General features: G+C 64.3%; 26 protein-coding genes. 24 read left to right on the top strand and 2 right to left on the bottom strand.

Features of this window, described 5'->3' with window-relative positions; translation table 11 throughout:
• Nucleotides 1-159: 159 nt before the first annotated feature.
• Complete coding sequence (locus tag QJT78_RS38830; protein WP_155257989.1) at nt 160-321, bottom strand: hypothetical protein; 162 nt, start codon at nt 319-321, stop codon at nt 160-162.
• On the opposite strand from QJT78_RS38830, the gene terL reads away from it, so the two are divergent.
• The 20 genes from terL to QJT78_RS38730 all read left to right on the top strand — a co-directional run bounded on the left by terL (nt 320) and on the right by QJT78_RS38730 (nt 19,303).
• On the top strand, nt 320-1,765 hold the full coding sequence (gene terL / locus QJT78_RS38825; protein WP_281460490.1) for a phage terminase large subunit: 1,446 nt from the start codon (nt 320-322) through the stop codon (nt 1,763-1,765). The two genes, QJT78_RS38830 and terL, sit on opposite strands and share 2 nt — an antisense overlap.
• Complete coding sequence (locus QJT78_RS38820) at nt 1,762-3,861, top strand: hypothetical protein (RefSeq protein ID WP_212490710.1); 2,100 nt, start codon at nt 1,762-1,764, stop codon at nt 3,859-3,861. The genes terL and QJT78_RS38820 overlap by 4 nt, the downstream gene beginning before the upstream one ends.
• A 224-nt stretch (nt 3,862-4,085) precedes the next feature.
• Nucleotides 4,086-4,958: a hypothetical protein gene (locus QJT78_RS38815; RefSeq protein ID WP_212490711.1), complete on the top strand. Its 873-nt coding sequence runs from the start codon at nt 4,086-4,088 to the stop codon at nt 4,956-4,958.
• 36 nt (nt 4,959-4,994) lie between these two features.
• Nucleotides 4,995-6,182 (top strand): DUF4043 family protein, encoded by a 1,188-nt coding sequence (locus QJT78_RS38810; RefSeq protein ID WP_281460489.1) that lies wholly within the window; start codon nt 4,995-4,997, stop codon nt 6,180-6,182.
• A 72-nt stretch (nt 6,183-6,254) separates the two neighbouring features.
• Nucleotides 6,255-6,680 carry a hypothetical protein gene (locus tag QJT78_RS38805; protein WP_038954065.1) on the top strand — a complete coding sequence of 142 codons (426 nt, stop codon included), beginning with the start codon at nt 6,255-6,257 and terminating at the stop codon, nt 6,678-6,680.
• 69 nt (nt 6,681-6,749) lie between these two features.
• Nucleotides 6,750-7,013 carry a hypothetical protein gene (locus QJT78_RS38800; protein WP_038954063.1) on the top strand — a complete coding sequence of 88 codons (264 nt, stop codon included), beginning with the start codon at nt 6,750-6,752 and terminating at the stop codon, nt 7,011-7,013.
• Between the two features lie 68 nt (nt 7,014-7,081).
• The gene (locus QJT78_RS38795; protein ID WP_038954062.1) at nt 7,082-7,480 is read left to right on the top strand and encodes a hypothetical protein; all 399 of its coding nucleotides are present in this window, start codon (nt 7,082-7,084) and stop codon (nt 7,478-7,480) included.
• Complete coding sequence (locus QJT78_RS38790) at nt 7,480-7,821, top strand: hypothetical protein (protein ID WP_212490714.1); 342 nt, start codon at nt 7,480-7,482, stop codon at nt 7,819-7,821. Before QJT78_RS38795 ends, QJT78_RS38790 begins: the two co-directional genes overlap by 1 nt.
• Nucleotides 7,821-9,239, top strand: a complete 1,419-nt coding sequence (locus QJT78_RS38785) for a hypothetical protein (protein WP_281460488.1) — start codon at nt 7,821-7,823, stop codon at nt 9,237-9,239. Before QJT78_RS38790 ends, QJT78_RS38785 begins: the two co-directional genes overlap by 1 nt.
• Nucleotides 9,236-9,478, top strand: coding sequence for a hypothetical protein (locus QJT78_RS38780; protein WP_038953735.1), 243 nt, complete (start codon nt 9,236-9,238; stop codon nt 9,476-9,478). The genes QJT78_RS38785 and QJT78_RS38780 overlap by 4 nt, the downstream gene beginning before the upstream one ends.
• Nucleotide 9,479: 1 nt before the next feature.
• Complete coding sequence (locus QJT78_RS38775; protein WP_212490716.1) at nt 9,480-10,292, top strand: hypothetical protein; 813 nt, start codon at nt 9,480-9,482, stop codon at nt 10,290-10,292.
• A 10-nt stretch (nt 10,293-10,302) separates the two neighbouring features.
• Nucleotides 10,303-12,222, top strand: coding sequence for a hypothetical protein (locus QJT78_RS38770; protein WP_212490717.1), 1,920 nt, complete (start codon nt 10,303-10,305; stop codon nt 12,220-12,222).
• A 2-nt stretch (nt 12,223-12,224) separates the two neighbouring features.
• Nucleotides 12,225-13,781, top strand: coding sequence for a hypothetical protein (locus QJT78_RS38765; RefSeq protein ID WP_038953509.1), 1,557 nt, complete (start codon nt 12,225-12,227; stop codon nt 13,779-13,781).
• Between the two features lie 33 nt (nt 13,782-13,814).
• A complete protein-coding gene (locus tag QJT78_RS38760) occupies nt 13,815-14,792 on the top strand; it encodes a hypothetical protein (RefSeq protein WP_049810369.1) in 978 nt (325 codons plus the stop codon).
• A 6-nt stretch (nt 14,793-14,798) separates the two neighbouring features.
• Complete coding sequence (locus QJT78_RS38755; RefSeq protein WP_038953507.1) at nt 14,799-15,140, top strand: hypothetical protein; 342 nt, start codon at nt 14,799-14,801, stop codon at nt 15,138-15,140.
• Nucleotides 15,137-16,318, top strand: a complete 1,182-nt coding sequence (locus tag QJT78_RS38750; protein WP_038953506.1) for a hypothetical protein — start codon at nt 15,137-15,139, stop codon at nt 16,316-16,318. Before QJT78_RS38755 ends, QJT78_RS38750 begins: the two co-directional genes overlap by 4 nt.
• On the top strand, nt 16,312-17,343 hold the full coding sequence (locus QJT78_RS53255; RefSeq protein WP_038953505.1) for an SGNH/GDSL hydrolase family protein: 1,032 nt from the start codon (nt 16,312-16,314) through the stop codon (nt 17,341-17,343). Before QJT78_RS38750 ends, QJT78_RS53255 begins: the two co-directional genes overlap by 7 nt.
• Nucleotides 17,340-18,143: a hypothetical protein gene (locus tag QJT78_RS38740; RefSeq protein ID WP_038976452.1), complete on the top strand. Its 804-nt coding sequence runs from the start codon at nt 17,340-17,342 to the stop codon at nt 18,141-18,143. Before QJT78_RS53255 ends, QJT78_RS38740 begins: the two co-directional genes overlap by 4 nt.
• A gap of 15 nt (nt 18,144-18,158) precedes the next feature.
• Nucleotides 18,159-19,061, top strand: coding sequence for a hypothetical protein (locus QJT78_RS38735; RefSeq protein ID WP_157790282.1), 903 nt, complete (start codon nt 18,159-18,161; stop codon nt 19,059-19,061).
• An 8-nt stretch (nt 19,062-19,069) separates the two neighbouring features.
• A complete protein-coding gene (locus tag QJT78_RS38730) occupies nt 19,070-19,303 on the top strand; it encodes a hypothetical protein (RefSeq protein ID WP_038943588.1) in 234 nt (77 codons plus the stop codon).
• Between the two features lie 56 nt (nt 19,304-19,359).
• On the opposite strand, the gene QJT78_RS38725 is transcribed toward QJT78_RS38730, so the two are convergent.
• Complete coding sequence (locus tag QJT78_RS38725) at nt 19,360-19,908, bottom strand: RNA ligase family protein (RefSeq protein WP_240537612.1); 549 nt, start codon at nt 19,906-19,908, stop codon at nt 19,360-19,362.
• A 161-nt stretch (nt 19,909-20,069) separates the two neighbouring features.
• On the opposite strand from QJT78_RS38725, the gene QJT78_RS38720 reads away from it, so the two are divergent.
• From QJT78_RS38720 to QJT78_RS38705, 4 genes are all read left to right on the top strand, one after another.
• Nucleotides 20,070-20,405, top strand: coding sequence for a hypothetical protein (locus QJT78_RS38720; RefSeq protein ID WP_038943587.1), 336 nt, complete (start codon nt 20,070-20,072; stop codon nt 20,403-20,405).
• Between the two features lie 193 nt (nt 20,406-20,598).
• The gene (locus QJT78_RS38715) at nt 20,599-21,036 is read left to right on the top strand and encodes a hypothetical protein (RefSeq protein WP_038943585.1); all 438 of its coding nucleotides are present in this window, start codon (nt 20,599-20,601) and stop codon (nt 21,034-21,036) included.
• 6 nt (nt 21,037-21,042) lie between these two features.
• Entirely contained in the window at nt 21,043-21,288 is a 246-nt protein-coding gene (locus QJT78_RS38710; RefSeq protein ID WP_312016847.1) for a hypothetical protein, read from the top strand.
• A 383-nt stretch (nt 21,289-21,671) separates the two neighbouring features.
• Nucleotides 21,672-22,355: a hypothetical protein gene (locus QJT78_RS38705; RefSeq protein ID WP_281460487.1), complete on the top strand. Its 684-nt coding sequence runs from the start codon at nt 21,672-21,674 to the stop codon at nt 22,353-22,355.
• Nucleotides 22,356-22,434 lie beyond the last annotated feature (79 nt).

The following is a 22,434-nucleotide window of genomic DNA, read 5'->3' as shown; positions in this document are numbered from 1 at the left end:
ACGCCCTCCCGACGCAACGACAAAACCGTAAAGCCCCGCGTTCAGCATAACCCGGCAGGAATCCACTTAAATCCAGCGGGGCGCTGTCCAAACAACCGGGGCCAGCTCTGGGAGCCCGCAATGTCACAAGAAAAAGAGCGGCACCACTTTGCGCTTATGTCAGTGGTCGATGCGTTCACTGACATCACCGGGATGTCGGCCAAGCGGCTGGGTCGCTTGATCGGGATGCCGCATTTTGTATCCCACGTTCATGATGGCGTGGCGAACGAGCAGGAAATCAGGGCGGCCTTCGATCTGATGGGCCGCTTCTTCAGCAATCATGATCTCGGCGGAAGACGCCGCAGGGGAAATCCTCCGGCGAAAACTGCTTCGCGCGTCCCTCGCGGAGTGGTGCATCGCAAACGGCTACACGCCAGCCCGTCACCATCTGCTGCTGATCGAAAAGCTGGAGGCCCTTGCGCGGGGTGACATCCCGCGCCTCGCGGTGTTCATGCCGCCGGGCTCCGCGAAATCGACCTACGCCTCGGTCCTGTTCCCGCCGTGGGCGATGTCGCACTTTCCGAAGGCGCAGTTTCTCGCGGCCTCGCACACCACGGAGCTGGCCGAACGCTGGGGCCGCCGCGTCCGCAACCTGATCGCCGAAAACTCGTCGATCCTCGGGATCACGCCTGACGACCAGAACCAGGCGGCGGGCCGCTGGGCGGTGAAGGAGGGCGGCGAGTATCTCGCCGCTGGCGCGCGCATCGGCATCGCCGGTTTCCGCGCGCTGTTCGGTGTGATCGACGATCCCTTGCGCAGCAGGGAGGACGCCGACAGCGAGACCATCCGTGAGCGGCTGTGGGAGTGGTACCTCTACGACTTCCGGCCTCGCCTGATCCCCGGCGCGCGGCAGCTCCTGATCCAGACGCGCTGGCACGAGGACGACCTCGCGGGCCGCTGCCTCAACCACCAGCCGTGGGAAGTGATCTCGCTGCCCGCTGAAGCGAAGGCGAACGACCAGCTCGGCCGCGCGCCCGGCGAGTTTCTGTGGGGTGACGACGCCTACGGCTACGGCGAGCAGCTGCGCGAGCTGAAGGAGACGACGCCGCCGCGCGTGTGGTCGGCGCTGTACCAGCAGGCGCCGGCTCCCGACGAGGGCGACTTCTTCAAGACCCAGTGGTTCAAGCCGCTCGACATCGCGCCATCCCACACCTTGATGCGCTGCTACGGCGCGAGCGACTACGCGGTGACGAACGAGGGCGGCGACTTCACCGTCCACGTCGTGCTCGGTGTCGATCACCTGAACAACCTCTATTTGCTAGATGTCTGGCGCGGTCAGAAGACGACCGATGTCTGGATCGAGGCCTTCTGCGATCTGGTCGAGAAGTACAAGCCGCTCGCGTGGGCCGAGGAGACTGGCCAGATCAAGGCGTCGGTCGGCCCCTTCCTTGAACGCCGCATGCGCGAGCGCCGCGTGTGGGTCAATCGTGAGCAGTTTCCGACGCGCGGCGACAAGGCGGTGCGGGCGCGCTCGATCCAAGGTCGGCTCGCGCTCGACGGCATCTTCTATCCGAAGAACGCGCCATGGGCGGCGGACTTCTTCGCCGAAATTCTCAACCTGTGGGTTGGCAAGCACGACGACCAGGGCGACGCGCTCGGCCTCGTCGGCCAGCTGCTCGACAAGATGGTGAAGGGCCGCGTCGGCGCGGCGCCAATCGTCAAGCTGCCGGATGACGGCTACCGCTCGGTGAAACGCAACAACAATGTGGATGCCATGACGCTATGATCAATCTCGACACGGCTGTCGCAAACTACGCGAGCTACGAGAGTCCCAGCGACACAGCCACCTCGAAACTGATCATCCGCCGTCGTGAGTTCGAGGACTACTGCTCGGCGAAATCGCGCGAGATCGAGGAGCAGCGGCAGTCGTGGCGCTACTATCACGTCGATCAGTGGACGCCAGAGCAGCTCAAGGTGCTGCGCAAGCGGCACCAGCCGCCGATCACTTTCGACCGCACCGGGCGCAAGATCGACAGCCTGTCGGGCACCATCCGCCGCCTGCGCACCGACCCGAAGTGCTATCCGAACACGCCGAACGGCGAGCAGGGGGCTGAGGTCGCGACGCAGGTGATCCGCACCATCAACGACGCCTCGTTCGCCGAAGACCTTGAAGTGGAATGCTGCCGCGACGCGCTGGTGCATGGCATCGGCATCGATGAGCTGATGCTGGTGCCCGGAGACAAGGGCGACCCCGATCTGCGCTTTGTCTATGTGGACCCGCGCACGTTCTTCTACGACCCGCGCAGCTTGCGCTCCAACTTCGGCGACAACCGCTTTCACGGCGTCTACAAATGGGCGGACATCGACGAGCTGGACGCGCTCGCCGACGGCGCGTCGGAGCTCGTCAAGGAGCATCTCGACAGCGACGGCGGCTACTGGACCGCGTTCGATACCGACCGCGAGAGCCTCTGGGTCGATAGCCGCCGCCGCGTGCGCCTGATCGACCACTGGTACAAGCGCGGCGATCAGTGGCGCTGGTGCCTGCACACGGGCAACGTCGAGATCATGAGCGGCGAGAGCCAGTTCTTCAACGAACGCGGCCTGTCGATCTCCAAGTATCACGCGTTCGCCAACATGATCGACATCGACGGTGATCACTACGGCTTCGTGCGCCGCCTCAAGGGACCGCAGGACGGGCTGAACCAGCACCGCTCCAAGGCGATCCACATCATGAACACGCGGCAGCTCAAGATCGCGCAGGGGGCCGTTGACGACATCGAGGTGACGCGGCGCGAGGCTGCGCGGCCTGACGGCGTGCTGGTCTACACCGGAGACCCGAAGGCGCTGGAGGTGCTGCAGCCGGAGCAGGAGTTCCTGCAGCAGACCAAATACTACGAAGACGCAAAAACCGAGATCGACAGCTTCGGCCCGAACCAGCAGCTGATCCAGGAATTTGGCCAGAATGTCTCCGGTCGCGCGGCGAACATGCTGCAGCAGGCCGGGCTCGCGGAGCTGGGGCCGTTCCTGAAGAATTTCCGCATGTGGAAGCTGGAGCGCTACCGCGCCTGCTGGGTCGCCGCGCAGCATTACTGGACTGGCGAGCGTTTCCTGCGCGTGACCGGCGACCAGAACGTCGCGCAGTTCATGCAGATCAACGGCGTCGAGCTGGACCCGTATGGCCGCCCGATGCTGGTCAACGTGCTCGGCAACATCGATGTCGAGATCAAGGTCGATGAGGGCCCGGACACCGAGACGGTGATGGGCGACATCTTCGATCTCTTGATGTCGCTGAACCAGAACAACGTGCCGGTGCCGCCGCAGCTCATCATCGAGGCGTCGAACCTGCCGCCGTCCGAGAAGAAGAAGCTGCTCGGCATGCTGGCGCAGCCCGACCCTGCGAAGCAGGCAGCGCAGAACGCCATCATCCAGAAGACCATGGCCGAAGCTGCTCTCGCCAACGCGCAGGCTGGCAAGGCGCAGGCCGACGCAGGCAAGGCGCAGACCGCAGGCTTCCTCAACATCGCCAAGGCGCGCACCGAAGGCATGCCGGACGGCGGTCCCGAACCGAAGACGCCGCTCGACTACGCGGAGCAGCTCGCCAACATCGCGGAGACGCAGGCGACCGCGGAGCACAAGCGCGCCTCGGCCGAAGCGTTGCGCAACAAGGACCGCGTCACGCCGCTGCAGCTGCTCGCCGACCACGCGCAGCGTCATGCTGATCGCTTCTCGCAGTCCATCGAGCAGATCGCCAGCCGTGGCATCGAGACCTATCACCGCAATCTCGACCGGCGCGTGGATGACTTCCACCGCGCTGAAGATCGCGACAGCCGCGAGCGCGTCGCGCGCTTCGCTGCCGCGCGTCGTCAGACCGCACAGAAATAGAAAACCGTCATCGCGTAGCCCGTCGTTATGCGGCAGGCCGGTGACGGGCGGGCGCGGCCTGTCCCCGCGCCCGCAACATCCTTCGTCCGCGTGAACGAAATCACGCACACGCCTGATGCGAGCGAGATCGCATCACCCAGCGAGAGGGATGTCTCGCCACGCCGCTCGTCGCGATAGCCGGGCCACGTTTGCCGGAAACGACATTCCGGGGAGACCACAAGGCAATGACTGACGTAACGCAGGGCGCTGACGCGCTCGACGAGAATGCTTTGTTCAATGCGGCTGTCGAAGCCGAAACGCTCGACAAGTTCGAGAACCCGCCACCCGTGAAGGAGCCGGACAAACCGGCCGCCCTGGCACCGGACGGCAAGACCGAACCGAAGCCCGAACTGAAGCCTGAAGCCAAGACCGACGACAACGCGCCCGTTCCGCCGGGTCGCTTGCGCGAGGAGGCTGAGGCGCGGCGCAGGGCCGAACGTGAACGCGACGATCTGCGGGCGCAGATGCAGCTGCTGGCGCGGCAAGCGCCGCCACAGCAGCAGCGCGAGCAGCCCAAAGGCATCGACCTGTTCGAGAACCCCTCGGGGTTCGTGCAGCAGGAGCTGAAGCCGTACCTCGAAAACATCCACTCGCAATTCCAGATGCAGCGCGAAGCGATGTCTCTGGACTTCGCCATGCAGCGGCATGGCGAGGAGAAGGTGGGCTCCGCACGGCAGGCTCTTGAACAGGGCATGCAGCGCGGTGATCCGCACGCGTGGAGCACCTACCAGCGCGCAATGGGTTCGCACGATCCCTACGGTGTCATCGTCAAGTGGCATCAGGACGGCGAGACGCTGCGCAACATCGGTGGTGATCTCGACGGGTACAGGAAGCGCATTCTCGAAGAAGCACTGGCCGATCCCGAGTACCGGGCTCGCGTCATTGAAGCTGCGAAAGGTCAAGCGGCAGCGACAGGTCAACACGTCGCTCGCCCAGTCAAGCCTGCGGTCGCCTCTCCATCGCTCGGCAACATCGGTGCCGGTGGAGGTGACGCACAAACCGTCGAACCCTCCGACGCTGAACTGTTCCGGGCCGCAACTCAGGCAAAGCGGCGCTGAAACGACGCGCCGCGCATCACCCAATGGTGAGCGGCTATGCTTACGTCCAACCACGTCAATAACGAGGTCATCAAGTTTCGCCGTCAGGTGATCTCGGACTTCCTGCGGCGCTCGCGCTTCGATCCGTTCATGGGCGACAGCTCCACGAACGTCATCGTGCGGCTCGCCGATCTCGAAAGCGACGGCAAGCAGGTCAACGTCCCGCTCGTCAACCAGATGTCTGGTGACGGCGTCGGCGCTGGCACGCTGCGCGGCAACGAGGAAATGCTCGACAGCTACGGCTTCCCGCTGTGGGCGGACTGGGCGCGCAACGCGGTCGCCAACAACCGCGCGTCGAACAAGGAGTCCTCGTTCAACGTCCGCTCGACCGCGCGCGATCTCTTGCGCGGCTGGGCACGCCGTGTCGTTCGTGATGACATCACGGACGCGCTGCTCTCGATCCCGACCGCGTCGGTGCAGGCGAACCGCTTCGGCGTTCCCGGCAACCGCGTGAACGGGATCAAGTGGTCGGCTGCGACCGCAGGCCAGAAGGACAGCTGGATGAACGCGAACCTCGACCGCGTTCAGTTCGGCACGGTGGCCGCCTCGGCGGTGCCGTCCACCTTCGCGGCGGCGGCGCTGCTGCTCGACACCACCGCCGACATCATGACGGCGGCAGTGGGCTCGCTTGCCAAGCAGAAGGCGAAGCAGTCGGGCGTCTCCTCGGCCAATCCGGGCGTCTACAACGGCCGCCCCAAGATCACGCCGTGGGAGATCGAGGAGCTGGACGAGGAAATGTATGTCTGTTTCCTCGGCGACGGTGCGTTCCGCAGCCTGCAGAACGATCCCGTCATGTACCAGGCGAACCGCGACGCGCGTGCGCGTGAGGGCGACCCCACCAGCACCAACCCGATCTTCACGGGCGGTGCGCTGCTGTTCGACGGTGTTCTCTACAAGAACATCCCCGAGATCACGCAGCGTCTGAACCTCGGCACCATCGGCACCGCGTCGGCGAACGTCGAGCCGTTCTTCCTGTGCGGTCAGGCCGCGCTGGCCTACGCGACCGGCCAGATGCCGCGCCCGACGCAGCTGGAGGACGGCGACTACGACTTCGTCACCGGTCTCGGCATCGAGGCTCAGTACGGCGTCGGCAAGATCGCCAAGGCACCGCTGACGGTGACCGGCGCGACGGTCGGCGATCTCGTCGATTGGGGCATGGTCACCGGCTTCGTCGCCACGACCTGATCTGACACGACCCAACAATAACGACAGCGTGGACGGACCCGCCCGCGCTGATTTCTCTCGAACGATGAGATCATGACCATGGCTCCTCGCACTGCATACCGTCAGCCGCAGGCTGGCGGTCAGGGTTTCGCCCGCACCAAGAAGGTGTTCGGCGGTCCCGCCATCACGCTCGTTGCCGGTGACGTTGCGCTCAACGCGCAGACGGCCATCGCCCGCGTCCCCAAGGGCTTCATCCTGCAATCCATCGGCGGCACGGTCGGCGACCTCGATACCGGCGCGGCCCTGATGGTGGCGCTCGGTGACGCTGGCAACAACGCGCGCTTCTTCGCCGCCAACGCGATTGGTCAGGCGGGCGGCGCGATGCCTGCGCTGGTCGCCGGTTCGGTCGGCTACGAGTTTCCCGACGACACCGACATCCTGTTGACGGCGACGGTGGCGGCAGCGGGTCTCGGCCCGACACCGACGATCAACCTGCTGCTGGAAGGCTACATGAAGTGAGGGAACGCCGGGCTTCGGCCCGGCGTTTTTTCCGTTTCATGTGGAACGTACACCGTAAAGGGAAACGCGATGAAGAAAGCAACTGTGACGTACACCGCGCCGAAGGGCGAGGCGAAGACGCTGGACATCGGCGGCACCACGCTCTTCAGCGGCAAGGCCGACACGGTGATCTGCGACGACGCACTGATGGCGCGCCTGGAGAAGGCTGGCGGCATGTTGAAGGTCGAGGGCGTGAGCGACTACACGCCGCCGAAGGAGGCTCCGAAGGGTGATGAACCCAAGGAGACCGCGAAAACGGAAAAGGACGAGCACGTCGGCAAGGCGCACCGCTAAGCCGAAGGCGAAGAAGAAGGTGAAGAAGGGCCGCCGCTGAGCGGCCCTTTTCATTTGGGGAGGGATGGATGCCAAGCGGCAATGTCATCGTTATCAATGGGCCAGTGATTGCGGCAGGCGAGAGCGTCTCCGACGCAATCGATGTCACCATGGGCCGCGTCGTGCGGATCACGATGCCTGCCGACTGGCTGAACGCGCCGCTGACGTTTCAGGTCTCCAGCGACGGGGCGTTCTACAACGATCTGTTCGACAACAACGGGCACGAAGTCACCTTCACGGTGCAGCCGGGCGTCGGTGTCGTCGTGCTGAGCGAAAATTCCGTGTCGTTCGGCTTCGTCAAGTTCCGCTCGGGCACGCGCGAAAGCCCGGTGCCGCAACCGGCGCAGCGCGAGTTCGCCGTCGCCGTGCTGGACTACCGGGTGCCTACCATCGAGACGTTCTCGATCCCCATCAAGCTGGTGCCGTGATGGCAGAGACCCACAGCGCTGAGGAGCTGATCAACAAGGCTGCGGCGATCCTCGGCAAGTATGTGCCGGGCGAGGCGCTCGGCGATGTCGAGCACGCGACCATCGACCGCTGCATCGACGACGTGATCGCCGAGATCAACAAGATCGTCGCCATCTCCGACCGCGACGAAATCCCCAACCTCGTGTTCGAGACCATGGCGCGCCTCGTCGCGATCTACGCGGCGGCCGAGTTCTCGAACCAGCCGCTCGATCTCATGGCGGTGCAGCAGCACGAGCAGCGGCTGCGCTACCTGATCGCGCAGACGCCGACCTACGAAGTGCTGGCGGTGAATTACTTCTGATGAGCGATGTCCCGTTTCCCCTCCTGACAGCGCCGGGTCTCAAGCCACAGGCCGCGGGAGGCCGCGTGCTCAACTGCTACCCGGAGAAGCTGCCGCAGACCGCTGGCAAGCCGTATGGCTGGTTCAGGGTGCCGGGCCTCAGCGCGTTCGGCACGACGCCGAGTGGCCGCTTCCGTGGCGGTGTGCTGGTCAACAACATCTTCTATGGCGTGTTCGGCACGTCGGTCTATTCGTGGTCGGCCGCTGGCGGCGTGGGCACGCTGCTGCCGGGCGCGATCCCCGGCAGCGAGATCGTGTTCGGTGCGCGCAACAACGCCGCCAATCCCGACGTGGTGTTTGTCTCGCCGGGCAACGGCGCATTCTGGATCAACGGCAGCGGTCAGGTCGTCACCTATCCCGACGCCAATGTCGGCCAGCCCAACGCGGTGGTGTTCCACAAGGGCTTCTTCGTCTTCACCTACGGCAACGGCACCACACGCACCTCGAACGTCAACGTCACCACCATCAACGTGCTCAACTCGGCGACGGCCGAGAGCAAGCCCGATACGCTCTACCGTCCGGTGCCGCTCGCCAACGGCCAGCTACTGCTATGCGGCTCGACCTCGCTGGAGGTGTGGGGCGGCGCGAATGACAGCGGCTACCCGTTCTCCTACATCGCGACGATTGCGCGCGGCCTCGTCGGGCCCGCCGCGATTGCAGGCAGCGAGGACGGCTTCGGCAAGGGCATCTTCCTCGTCGGCGACGACTACCGCGTCTCGCGCCTCGACGGTTACGAGTGCGTGCCGATCTCCAACTCCGATCTCGATACGCTGATCGAGCGCGAGACCAACAAGAGCGCCATTCGCGTCGGCGTGTTCAACTCGCGCGGCCACGGCTTCGTCGTCGTCCAGGGCGCGGCGTGGTGCTGGATTTTCGACACTACGCTCAACACATGGCACGAGCGGCGCTCGTACCTGCAGCAGTATTGGCGCGGCCTCTATCCCGTGCAGGCCTTCAACAAGTGGCTGTGCGGCGACAGCGACGGCGCCAACCTGTGCGAGATCAGCGCGCAGGTGCGCAAGGAGCTGGGCAACCCGATCAACATGCGGATCGAGACCGGGCCGTTCGGTTCATTCCCCAACGCGGTGCGGATCAACGCCATCGAGCTGTACCTGACCAAGGGCGCGAGCGACGCGACCGGCCACGACCCCGACGAGACCAATGTCGAGATCGCGATCTCGATCTCCCGCAACGGCGGTCAGGACTGGTCGAACCCGCGCAACGTCAAGATCGGGCGGCAGGCGATCACCAACGGGCGCGTGCGCGCCTCGATCTGGGGACAGGCCGAAGTGCAGGGCGTGCGCTGGCGGTTCGAGGAGAGCGCTGGCGTGGACTTCGCCTTCATGGGCGCGGACATGCTCGGGGACAAGCTGCGATGAGGACGAAGTTCTCGCTGCCCGCGCAGAACGTGCCGATCCTTTTGCCTGACGGCACCATGAACCCGACTTGGTACGAGAAGCTCAAGGTGATCGAGGGCTTCGTCAATCTGTTCGGCTACATCGAATTTTCGCGGCCGACCTCTCCACCCGCATCGCCGCCGACCGTCACCTCGATTGCCAACAATCAGGTGCTGATCTGGGACGCGACACAGGGCCAGTTCAAGGCTGGAGCAAACTGACATGGCTGGTTTCTTTGACACGCTGTTCGGCGGTGGTGCCGAACGCGAAGCTGCGGAAGCCAACCGGCGGCTCGCGGCCCAGTACCAGACCTCGTCGCTTGATGCGCTCAACAGCACCTACGGCGAAGGCACCGCCGCGCTCAACAAGGGCATCTCGGCTTACGACCCGCTCGCCGCGCTCGGCACCAAATACAACGCCGCAGGCGATGTCTGGATGAACGCGCTCGGCGTCAACGGCACCGACGCCGCGAAGGGCGCGCAGTCGGTCTTCCAGACCACGCCCGGCTACGAGTTGACGCAGAACGCCGCGCTCGATGCCATCGACCGCAGGCGCGCCATCGGCGGCATGTACGCGAGTGGCAATGCCGACATCGACACCGGCAACTGGATCACCAAGAACCTCTACGAGACGCAATATCAGCCGTGGATGGCGGGCCTGCAGGGCGCTGCGGGCATGGGCGGCCAGTACACGGCGGCGGCGGCACAGGGCCAGCAGGGCGGCTACACCAACCTCGCAAACCTCGCGCAGACCTACGGCCAGAACCAGACCAACGTCTACGGCAACAACATGAACACCAACGTCGCGGCGAACAACCAGCAGGCGGCGGGCGAGGCGGCGGGCGCGAAGAACCTGCTCGGCGCGGGCCTGTCCATCGCGGGCGCGGCGTTCGGCATGCCGGGCCTCGGCTCCAGCTTCACGGGTGGCGGCGGCGGTGGTGGCGGCGGTGCCTACTCTGGCGGCGCCTACAACTTCTCAGGCTCGCCGCTCGGGCAGGGCCTGAGCAAGTTGGGCGGCATGTTCGGCTTCGGCTAGGAGACCGGCGATGGCGATCAACCCCGTCCGGTATGACATGCCGGGCTCCTTCATCGGCGAGATCGACTGGTCACCGCTGGCGCGCATCGGTGAGACGCTGCGGAAGAACCGCGAGGAGGAGGAGGCCGCGCGGCTGATCGCGCAGCTCTACGGCTCGGGTCAGAATAGCCCCCAGCAGAATGGCCCTCAGGTGACTCAGGCGCCGCCCGTGGTGAGTCCGCCGGGCGCGGCGACTGCACCGCCCCCCGCCGCTGCCGCGCCACCGCAGGCGCTCGCTGGCCCGGTCCCGATGCCCCGGCCGCGTCCGCAGGAGGCGACTGGAGTGCCGGGCCCGACCGTTCCGCCGGGCGTCACGGCACCGCCTTGGTTCGACCAGGCGTCGGCTCAGACCTTCGGCCAGTATCCGTTCCGCAGCGGCGCCGCGCCGGTCCCGACCACGCAGCCGCCGCCGTGGCCCGGCGCTGAGGCACAAGTGGCGCAGGCACCAGCCCAGCAGTCACCTGTGGCGCCGGTCGCGCCGGTCGCGCCGGGCGATCCCATGGCGCGCTACGCGCAGGCAACGTCCGCCATCGAGAGCGGCAGTCCGCAGGGCAACTACCGGCTGGTCGGCCCGCAGACGAAGACCGGCGACCGCGCCTTCGGCCGCTATCAGGTGATGGGTGCGAACATCCCCGAATGGACGGGGCGCTACTACGGCCAGCGACTGACGCCGCGGGAGTTTCTGACCAACCCCGAAGCGCAGGACGCGGTCTACAAGGGCGAGTTCGGCCGCCTCGTCGAGAAGTATGGCCCGACCGGCGCGGCCAAGGCGTGGTTCGCTGGCGAGCGCGGCATGAACAATCCGAACGCGCGCGACATCCTCGGCACCTCGGTGTCGTCCTACGCGGATCGCTTCAACCGCAACCTCGGCCTGCCGCCCGAGATCACGTCGGGCGCGTCGCGCGGTGCGCCGCAAAGCAACGCGCTCGCCTTCAACGAGGTGCGCAACAGCGCGGTCGGCGCGCTCGTCAGCGACCAGCCGCAGGCCCCGGCGATCAGCCCGGAGCAGCTCGCGGCGCTCGCCCGCAGCCCGTTGACGCGACCGCTCGCCATCGGCCTCGTGCAGAAGCAGCTCGATCCCGGCACCTACGACTTCAAGGTGGTCGGCGACAATCTGGTGCGGACCAACAGCCGCACAGGCCGCTCCGAGATCATGATGCGGGATGTAAAGAACGATTACGAGGTGAAGACGGTCAAGGATGACGACGGCAACGAGCGTCTGGTGCGCGTCAAGAAACAGGGGCCCGAAGGGCCCATCGACACCGGAGCCAACGCCGCGCAGGCGAACACCGGCAAACTGCCGCCGAACCACCGCTGGATCGACCCCAACGACAAGAGCAAAGGTGTCGAACCGATCCCCGGCAGCGAGGCCGCCAAGGTCGGCGACGAGATCGTTGCGCGCGTCGGTCTTGCGCGCTCCTTCATCGGCACGTTGTCCGATCTCAAGGCCCGCGTCGCGCGCGGCGATGTCGGCATCGACAACTGGCAGAACCACACGCAGGCGATGGCGAATGTCGGCGTGCCCGGCGAGACCAAGCGCATGCTCGACGCAGGCGTCGAGGCTCTCACGCGCATGCTGACCGGCGCTGGCATGAACATCGACGAGGCGAAGCGTCAGGCACAGCAGTACAGCATCACCGCGCAGGACACAAAGTGGACGATCAACTCCAAGATCGACGCCCTCACGCGCCACCTCGACAGCATCGGCGAAGACCTCGGCCGCTCGCGGGGCGGCGGCAATCTGCTGCGTCGGCCGATCCCCGGCAGTGACGCACCGGCTGCGCCAGCTGCGGGCGGCCCGGTGAAGATCACGAGCGACGCGGAGTATGACGCGCTGCCGCCCAACACGCTGTTCGTCGGGCCGGATGGCAAGCCGCGAAGGAAACAGTGAACATGGGCTGGCAGGACGCACCCGTCGTCACTGGCGGCGGCTGGCAGAGCGCGCCACTTGCCAACGAGGAACCGCCCGCTGCTGCGCCCGCTGTTCCTGAGGGACCGCTGTCGTGGTCCGATGTGCCGGGTCTTGCGCTGCAGAACGCGCCGTCGAGCATCGGCAATTTCGTCTCTGACATCGTGCAGCCGATCCTGCATCCCATCGACACCGCGACCGCGATCAAGAATGTCGGGCAGGGCTATCTCGAAAAGGGTGGCCTGATTTCGGGCGACGAGCACACCCAGTACGCCGACGCGGTGAACCAGTATTTCGCCAACCGCTACGGCTCGACCGAAGGCTTCAAGCGCGCCCTGGCGGAAGACCCTGCCGGTGTGTTCGGCGACATCTCGACCGTGCTCACGGGCGGCGAGACCGCGCTGGCGCGCCTGCCGGGTCTCGCTGGGAAGGCCGCGAAGGTCGCGGGCGCGGCGGGGCGCTTTGTCGATCCGCTCAACGTCGTGACGAAGCCCGCGGCTGGTGCGGTGAAGATGGCCGACTACGCGCTCGGCGTCACGACCGGCGCGGGCCCTGACGCGATTGCAGCGGCTCGGCAGGCGGGGCGCGAGGGCGGTGCCGCGTCGGAGGCGTTGACCTCGCAGATGCGCCGCAATGCGCCCATCGACGAGATCGTCACCGATGCGCGCGCTGCTGCCGACCAGATGAAGCGCGATGCGCAGGCGAGCTATCAGCGCGAGATGGCTGCGACCCGCGCCAACCCGGCGCAGCTGCAGTTCAACGACATCGACGCTGCGGTGAACCGTATCGACAACATCGTCAATTATCACGGCAGGCCGCGTCAGGAGCTGCTGCCGATCCGCGACAAGCTGGTGGACCTCGTGAACGAGTGGAAGGGCCGCGACCCCGCCTTCTTTCACACCCCCGCAGGCTTCGACGAGCTGAAGAAGGTCGTCTACGAAGACGTGCTCGGGAAGATCCCGTTCGAGGACAAGGCGGCGCGCAAAATCGCTGGCGATCTCTACGACGCGGTCAAGGGGACCATCGTCAAGCAAGACCCGACCTATGCGAAGACGATGGCGAACTACGAAAAATATTCGACCGCGCTGCGCGAGATCGAGCGCACGCTGATCGGCAAGCCGAACGCGCCGGTCGATGCGGCGCTGCGCAAGCTGACCTCGATCATGCGCAACAACGTCAACACCAACTTCGGCAAGCGCGCCGACATGGTTCGCCAACTCGAGGCTGCAGGCGCGCCGCAGCTCACCGACAAGATCGCGGGCGCGTCGCTCAATTCGCTGGCACCTCGCGGGCTCGCGCAGGCGGCGAGCGGCGTCGAGCTATTCCACGCGCTCGGCGATCTCGCCAGCGGCCACGTCGGCTCGCTCGCGCTGATCCCGGCGACGCTTGCGGCGGGCTCGCCGCGTCTCGTCGGCGAGGGCTCGCACGCGCTCGGCGTCGCGCAGCGTTCCATGGATCAGTTCGGCTATCCGGCGCTGGAGGCGTCGCGCCAGATCGGCCGCGTCCCGCGACTATACGTTTCACCAAACCGCGATCAGTAGCCCGCCTCTGGCGGGCTTTTTGTTGAGGCACAGATGGCAGGCACCATCCCGCTCTCGCTCACCCAGCAGTTCGACGAGTTCGGCAAACCGCTGTCGGGTGCGCTGCTCTACATCATTCAGGCGGGCACGGTGAGCACGCCGCAGCAGCCCTATCAGGACGCGTCGTTGACGATCCTGCAGCCGAACCCGATCCAGCTCGACGCCGCTGGCCGCGTGCCGCAGTTCTTCCTGGCGGACGGCTACATCAAGGTTCGCCTCGACGACAAGTTCGGCGTCACCCAGCTCGCGCGTGACGGCATCCTCGTGATCGGCCCCAGCGCGGGCGGTGGCGGCGCTGGCGGCGTCGATCCGACCACGCTGATCCAGACCGGCGCGATCCAGCCGTTCTACGGCACGGGCGTGCTCGCCGGTTTCGTCCGCATGAACGGGCGCACCATCGGCTCGGCCACGTCGGGCGCCTCGGAGCGCGCCAACGCGGACTGTCAGGCGCTGTTCAATTTCCTCTGGAACGGGGACAGCACGCTTCCGGTGGCGCCATCTCGCGGCGCGTCGTCGGCGGCGGATTGGGCGGCGAACAAGACGATTGCGACGCCGGATTTCCGGGGCTGTGCGATCTCGGGCCTCGACGACATGGGCAACGTCGCGGCGAACCGTTTGACCGCAACCTATTTCGGCGCGTCCGGCCTCACACTCGGCGCATTCGGTGGCGGTGAGAGCATCGCCCTGACTATCGGGCAGATGCCCTCGCATTACCACGCCGCAGGCATTTATGACCCGACGCACGGGCATCCCGCTTTCGGCGCCGCCGTCACTCAGAACACTTTCCAGACCGGCACCGCGCCCAATCCCTGCACTTACTCGCCCAATCAAACGATTGGCATCGGCGCGGCTGCAACCGGCGTTCGCGTCAATAGCTCGAATGGCATTGACACCACCTACAGCGCGGGTGGCGGCGCGGCATTCCGCACCCTCGGCCCGCGCAAGCTCTGCACGCTCTACATCAAATTGTGAGGCGCCATGTACACCGGCTATTTCGCGACCGCCTCCAATCGCGGCGACTGGTCGGAAGCCATCGTGCTCACCGACGCCGAGAGCGGCGACACCATCGACATCACCGGTTGCCGGGTGACGCTGAGCGTCGCTGATGAGCAGGGCGGCGTGCGGCTGAAAGCCTCGACCGACGACGGCTCGATCACGCTGCCCGATGTCGGCACTTTCCAGTGGGACTTCTCTGACGATCAGATGAGCGGCCTGTGCCCTGGCGCCTACCACGTCGGCGTCCGCATCTCGCGCGACGACCGCACGGTGCAGCTCGTGATCGGCAACGTCAACGTGATGGAAGGTATCGACCAGCAATGAGCGACGCCATCAAGCTGAAGGTTCTGCCGCAGTTTCCATCGAGGCTGACCGGGCGCGCTGGCATCGACGTGACCAAGGTGAGCGGGGAGTATTTCCTCGATCTCGACTACAGCGATTTTCCGGTCATCAGTGCGGTGCCTGCGGGTGCGACCTACGCGCTGATTTTCGATCCCGCGACCGGACGATATGCGCAACTGCCGATCTCGCTGCTTGGCGGCGGTGCCGCTCCTGCAACCGCGACACCGCTGGTTGAGAGTGGCACGGGGTCGGTTGGTCTTTCCGTAAAATATGCGCGCGAGGATCACGTTCACCCTGCCTTTGGTGGCGGCGGTGGCATTTCCGACGCACCGAATGACGGCACCAGCTACGGGCGTAAAAGCTTGGCGTGGGCCAAGGTGCTCGATCCCGTCAATAATCTTGCGGACGTTCAAGACACCGCCGCATCCTATCGCAATCTCGGCGGCCTCGACCTTTCCACGGTGGTCAATCTCACCGCTGCCTCGACCCTGACCACAGCGGCATTCGGCAAGCTGCATTTCATCACCGGCACGGCGGCGTTCACGACGACGCTGCCGACGCCGGTTGGCAACGCCGGAAAGATGTTCGCCTTCTTGGTCGGCAATGCCGCCAATGCGACAAAACTGTTCACGCTGACGACACCGGCCGGTGCCATCGGTCGCAGCGGCGCCAGCATTATCATGTGGGCTAACGAGAGCGTGCTGTTGCGCTCGAACGGCACCGATTGGGACGTGCTTCAATCGAAGCAAATTCCGTTCGCTGGCACATTTACAAAGAGCACAAATCAATCGATCACCACCGGTCCTACATTCCAGAACGTCACGTTTGACAGTGCGTCCGGCGACCCGGCAGGGCTGAATTTAGCCTTTGCCAGCAACGTGTTCACGGCCCCGCGAAAATCGGTCTACGTCTTTACTGCCTACGTTTACATGACAGTGAGCGGCGGCCCGACCTATTGCCAGTGCCAATTTTCGTTCAACTTCGCCTCTATGGCAAATCTCGGCTCATTTGCCAGCGCCACCTTGACCAATTTCGGGCAGGCGCTGATCAACGCTGGCTCGACAGCGACAATTCAGGTTCGCTCGGACGGCGTTCCCACTGTGGCGGGCGCTACTCTTCCCAGCTATCTCAATTTCAACGAAGTGGCACCATCATGGTGATGATGGCACTAGCTTCGCAGCGCATGTCGGTCACTGGCGGCGGCTCGGAATATCCGCCGGTCCCCGGTCTCTATCTCGCCAATGACCCGCTGATCGCCTACACCGATTGCGTCGCGCCGTCCTACATCGTCGGCTTCATGCGGTTTCAGCGGCCAATCAATGATGCTGGCAGCGACTATCAATATTGTATGCCGGGAGCACGACAGCGCTTTCGCTCCAATGCCGCATCGGTCGCGGTGCAACTCCGCTGGAACGGTCTCGTAACGCGGACGGACTCTCGCAACCTGATCGGCCACATTTTCGTTGATGGTGTCTTCAACAGCAGTTTTCAAACTCCAGGTTCGATCAACCAAGTGGTGACTTCAACCGTCACCATCAACATGGGTTCGGCCGCCGACCGGCTCTATGAAATTATTTTGCCCTACGCCGATGGTGTCGAGTTCGGGCCAATTCAGGTCACGCCGCCGTCCGTCATCACCGCTGCGGCGAGCCGCACCGGGCGGTTGCTGGTGCCTTACGGCGACAGCATCACGCAGGGGTTTTCTGGGACCGATTTGCGCCGAACGTGGCCGTTCATGCTGGCGCAAAACCGGGGTTTTCGCTGCCTCAACATGGGTTATGGCGGGCGCGTGGTGGTGCCCTCGGACGGCACGGCTTGCGTCAACCTCGCACCCGACCTGATGATTGTGATGACGGGCACCAACGAATATCTGAGCCAAATTCCGGTCGCGAATTATCAGTCCAATTTAACCGGCTTCCTGCAAGCCGTTCACGCCATCAACCGCACCGTGCCGGTCTACCTCTGCGGCACGATCTACAATGCGGCCAGCCTGCCGATCCCGTTGACGAGTTATGCCAATGTCGCGGGCACCGTTATCGGCGCGCTCGGCTACCCGCAATTGATCGGGGTGGATCGTGCAACGCTGATCACCAATCCCGGCACACAAATGAGCCCGGACGGCACCCATCCGAACGATGTCGGAGAGGCGCAGATGGTAACGGGTTGGAGCGCCGCAATCGCATGAGCATTCCGTTCCTTAGCGTCAAGCCCCGCGCCATCAAGCTGAAAGTGTCACCGCGTTTCCCTGCCCAGGTGATCGGCCGCGCCGGTATCGATGTCACCAAGCAGAACGGCGATTATTTTTTTGATCTCGACTACAACGATTTTCCGACCATCGGCGCCGTACCAGCGCAGGCCACCAACGCGCTGATCTACAATCCCGCGACCGGGCAATATGCACAATTGCCAATCTCATTGCTCGGCGGTGGCATCCCGGATGCGCCCAGCGATGGCACGATCTACGGGCGCAAGAATGCGGCATGGGTCGCCGCTGGCAGCACGGTCTACATCAGGGACACGCCGCCCGTTGGCGCCGCCGACAATTCGCTATGGTGGGAAAGCGACACTGGCGCGCTTTACGTCCGGTACAATGACGGCAATACGGTGCAGTGGGTTGCCGTCGCGCCGGGTAACTCAACCGACAATTCGGCGTGGACGCAGACCATGCCAGCCGTCACCGCAACCAGCGGCGCGTTCACGTCGGCGTCCTGCGCCTTCCGCTACAAGCTCATTGGCAAATCGTGCCTGTTTTCGTTCTCGGTCTCGATGCCGAATGCAGGTACGGCGGCAGGAAACATCCAGTTCGATATGCCGGTGACGCCGATAGGAACTAATGCTGGTGGTGGCAAGGAGATTGCGGCTGTTGGTTACCAATGCAATTGGCAGACCTTCGGCACGCAAATGATCATCGCCAAATACGACAACACAACGATTATCGGCAGCGGTCGGACTGTTGTTGCAACTGGTGTTTTCGAGATCGCTTAGAGCGAGGCGAATGACGTGGCACATCTTGATTTCCCGGCGAGTCCGATAGTTGGCCAAACCTATTCTGTTGTGGGCTCGCCAATCTACACATGGGACGGCGAAAAGTGGACCGCGAGCGGCGGAGCCGCGCCACTTGTCCGCGAAATGCTGACGGCGGCGCGCACCTATTTTGTCAACGCATCCACCGGCTCGAATAGCAACGACGGGCTGACCAGCGCTACGGCGTTCCTGACACTGCAAAAAGCCTATGACACCGTTGTGCAGAAACTCGACACTGCGGGGCAGGCGATCACCATTCAAGGTGCTGGCGCGTTCACCGCTGGCATCAGTATGGCGAGCCCGTGGGTCGGCGGCGGATCGATCCTGATTGATCTTGGCGGTGGCTCGATCAACGCGGCATCGGGTAACGCGCTTGCATGCTCGTGCGCGCTACCCGCTATCGTGACAATTCAGAACGGGACGGTCGGAACGGGCGCGGGCGGCCTCGCGGCAATCAGCAATGGCGGTGTCGGAAATATCATCATTGGGGCCGGCATCACGTTCGCTAGCGTCGGCGGCGGCAACCACATTCATATGTACGCGTTTGGTCAAGGTGCCAAGATCACGGCCGGAACCAATTACAGCATTTCGGGGAACGCTGCGCAGCACCTCCTTGGATCGGAGGGCGGGGCGGTTATTGCGCGCAACATCACCGTGACGATCTTGGCAAATCTGGCGATCACCACTTACGCCTATGCTGAGCGGCAAGGGTTTATCTCCGCTCCAACCTGCACGTTCGCGCTTGGCGCATTCACGGTGACGGGCACGCGCTACCTCGCAACGGCGCTCGCTTTGATCTACACCTTCGGCGGCGGCGCCAACTACTTCCCCGGCACTATCGCAGGTTCGGCGCCGACAAGCGGCGCGCAATATATCTGAGGCGACAGATGATCGCGCTTACCGTGGTGCTGCACTTCATTGTGCTGCACAGCGTTGACGGTCATGAAGTGTCGATCAACCCTCGGGCCGTCACCAGCCTGCACGCCGCCAAGCCGGATCAGTCGAACAAGCTTTTCACGGAGGATGTCAACTGTGTGGTGGGCCTCAGTGACGGCAAGTTCGTCACGGTGGCGGAGCGGTGCGCCAGCGTTCGACAGAAGCTTGAGGAGCAGGGCAAATGACCGCAAAATAAGTGCCCTCTAGAACTGACGTGCCCCTGTGCCACACGGCACAGGGGCTATTTTTTTTGAGTCGAGACGATGTCTCGAACGCGGTGAAAGGCCGGGTGCTGCCGGTTCTTGACCTTGATCCAGTGGTCGCATCGCCCGGCGCGATAGGCGCGGTCGGCGTGCTTCGACACCATGCCCTCCAGCCCGTGCAGGCACGCCTGCCGGAACAGCTCGGGGCCGATCTCGCCCTGCTCATAGGGCGCAGCGAAGATGCCCTCGGGGCGGCGCGCCAGCAACCGCGCGAGGTGGGGCTTGCGCAGCTTCAACGGCAGGCTCCGGTAGTCGTCGCCGTCGCCCGCCAGGATGTCGAAGGCGTAGAGCTGGACCTCGTCGTCGTGCCTGCGGGAGTGCAGGGCGTTGAAATCGGGCAGGCCGGTCATGGTCAGCACCACGGCCTCGCCGTCGATCACGAAGTGCTTCTGCCGGTTCTTCAGGGCCGCCTCGACGATGCGCGGGTAGCGCGCGGCCCAGTCGTGGCCGTTCTTGGTGAGCAGCCGCACGCGGTCGTTCTCCCGCACCACGATCAGGCGGTAGCCATCATATTTGATCTCGTGCATTCAGTCGGCGCAGGTCGGAACCTTGGTTCCCATGACCGGCGGCGCAGGCTCAAAAGCTTTTGACATATCGGCGCAGTTAGGAACAGGCAGGGGCCTTGTCGAGTCCTTGACGGGCGGGTGGCGAGCGGCTGGAATGCCGCAAGCCCGCCGGGAGATTAGTAATGCGTTCCTCGCCGTCGATTGCCCCCGCTGCAGAGCCGGAGATCTACATGGTGCTCGATGACTACGGCCAGCCGCTCGGCCGCGCGTGGCCCGAGATGGACGAGGCGCACACCGAACGCGAGACCCTGCTGCGCCATCTGATGGAGGGGCAGTACCACAACCCCGTCAGGATCGTCAGCTTCAACCCCGGCGCAGGCTGGGCTCAGGACGCGTCTGACGAAATTGCGGTTGAGCTGCGCCAGCGCTGCGCGGAGCGTGGTGAGGTCCCGCCGTCGCTTGAGGGCTTCCTCGACCGGCACGGGCACCGCGTCGATATACAGCTACCGCTGTTCTGACGCGCCGGGAACATCGCGACATTTGCCGAGTTTTCCCAAGCCCTCAAGCTCGTGAGGGCAAAACTGAAGGTCCCGGCTCATGCCCTAACGTGGGCTGGGGCCCTTTTTGATGGCTTGACCTCTTATGGTCCCGGCCGTGGGGCACAGCCAATCCAGTTGCTCACCTGCAAAGAGGGGCACTATAACGCCCGTCATGACCGTCCTCACCAGACGCCGCAGCGACAACGAGCACCAGGAGACTTGGCAAATCTATTTCGGCGACGTGTGCGTCGGATCGATTGGTGCGCGTGCGGGCGTGCCGACCAGCGCCGACCAATGGGGCTGGCGCGTCGGCTTCTATCCCGGCACGGAGCCGGGCACGCATCGATCTGGCTCTGCCGCGACGTTCGACGAGGCCCGCGTTGCGTTCGAGGGCGCGTGGCGGCAAGCGGAGCCGACGCTCACTGAGGACAATTACGAGGAGTGGCGGCTCAGCCGCGACTACCATGCGTGGAAATATTGCATGTGGGCTGAGGGGTGTCGCATGCCAACGCTGAACCAGAACGGCCAGTCAACGTGCTTCTGCGGCGCGCCGATCTCGATCAGTTGCGAGGAGCACATCCACACGGTTCACCGGGGTATTGGCGCATGAGACACATTGAAGAGCGGCCCGACGCGAGCGCGGAGGCCGCCGCCCGCGCTGGTCGAACTGGCCTCCAGCATCGAACCCGTTCAGGATGGCCGCATCCACATCGAGAAAATCAACGCGCCGTTCCTCTACACGCTCAAGGGTAGGGGTGCGGAGTTCGGGGCTGGCATCGATTACGCCGTCGAGAAGGGCTGGCTCGAACTGCACGAGAGCGGCACCTATGTCCGCATTAGCCGCGCTCGTTCGCCGTCGTGATTTTCTGCATCGTCGATCCTCACGTGACCCCTGTGCCTCGCGGCACGAGGCTTTTTTTATGCGCGACCTTACGCCTTGCCGCCCTTCGTCAGCATGCGGACGCCGACGTGATCTTCCAGCAGGGCATGCGCGAGCGCCACGAGCGGGACGGCCGAACTAGGGCGTGTCCTTCATAAACGTCGGCTTACCAACGCAAAGCGGAAGACTGCCACCTTGAGCATGATCGGCGGCTTGTGACCCATTTGTGACATACGACGCAGAGTTCAGGATGCTGGAATACGCCTACGGTGCTGGTCCTGTGTCGCCTTACAAGGTATGCTGTTTTCCGAGCCTGCAAGCCTTCGTACACGCAGTGTTGCGTAAACCGGACGGGGGATCAATCGATGGTCAAAGCGGCAACGGTCGGAGGAACGGCGACGGCAAACGCGCCATTGCGTATCACGAAATTTAGGCGCGAGCTTATCCAGGCTATTCCGCGCTTCCCAAATGATCGTGCTTCGCTGCAACACATGCAGCGGAAACATCTCGCCGAGCTCCTCATTGATTATATCAGCTGGCGCTCACGATACGTCGGCCAGCGTCCTCGTACCATTTCAATAGAGCCTGCCGCACAATCCGATCCGCGTCGGGCCTCTCATGCGGCAGCCATCACGGCTTTTCTCGATAAAGTAGGGAGGGGCGATGACCTGACTCCTCATCTGTCAATTGAGCCGCGCACCAAGGGGTATACTCCCGTTGCCCGCGCGCCAAACGCCCCGCCAGTGGATCGATGGTCGGACAAAGATTTTGTCTTAAACGCGATGGGCTACCACCACTTTCACCTCGGGACGAACGTCCAAAAACCCGGTCACGTAGATCGGACCGACGATTTGATCTTCGCCGAGGTGAGGCGGAACACGTTCAACGTCATAGCCATCTTTGATCATGAGGTTTTCAATCCGAATAGTGCCGAGCGGTCCCGGCTTTGGTCTGTTCACGATCAAGTGACCTATCGAGGTGTGGCGCCGGGGTCGGTAATGGTCTCGGCATTGATTGCTAACCCGTCTTATTCGCGAGAGGGCGCCTGAGAGGCTGGCGAGCGTGGTGTAAAGCGCTGATGCGGCGTAGGATTCGGTTGTGAAGCCAACCCCATCACCTCAACCGCGA

The organism is Bradyrhizobium sp. Mp27, from assembly GCF_029953005.1.
In the GTDB taxonomy this organism is placed as follows: domain Bacteria; phylum Pseudomonadota; class Alphaproteobacteria; order Rhizobiales; family Xanthobacteraceae; genus Bradyrhizobium; species Bradyrhizobium barranii.
The sequence above is the reverse complement of the archived record's forward strand: the minus strand, read 5'-3'. Positions and strand labels throughout refer to the sequence as shown.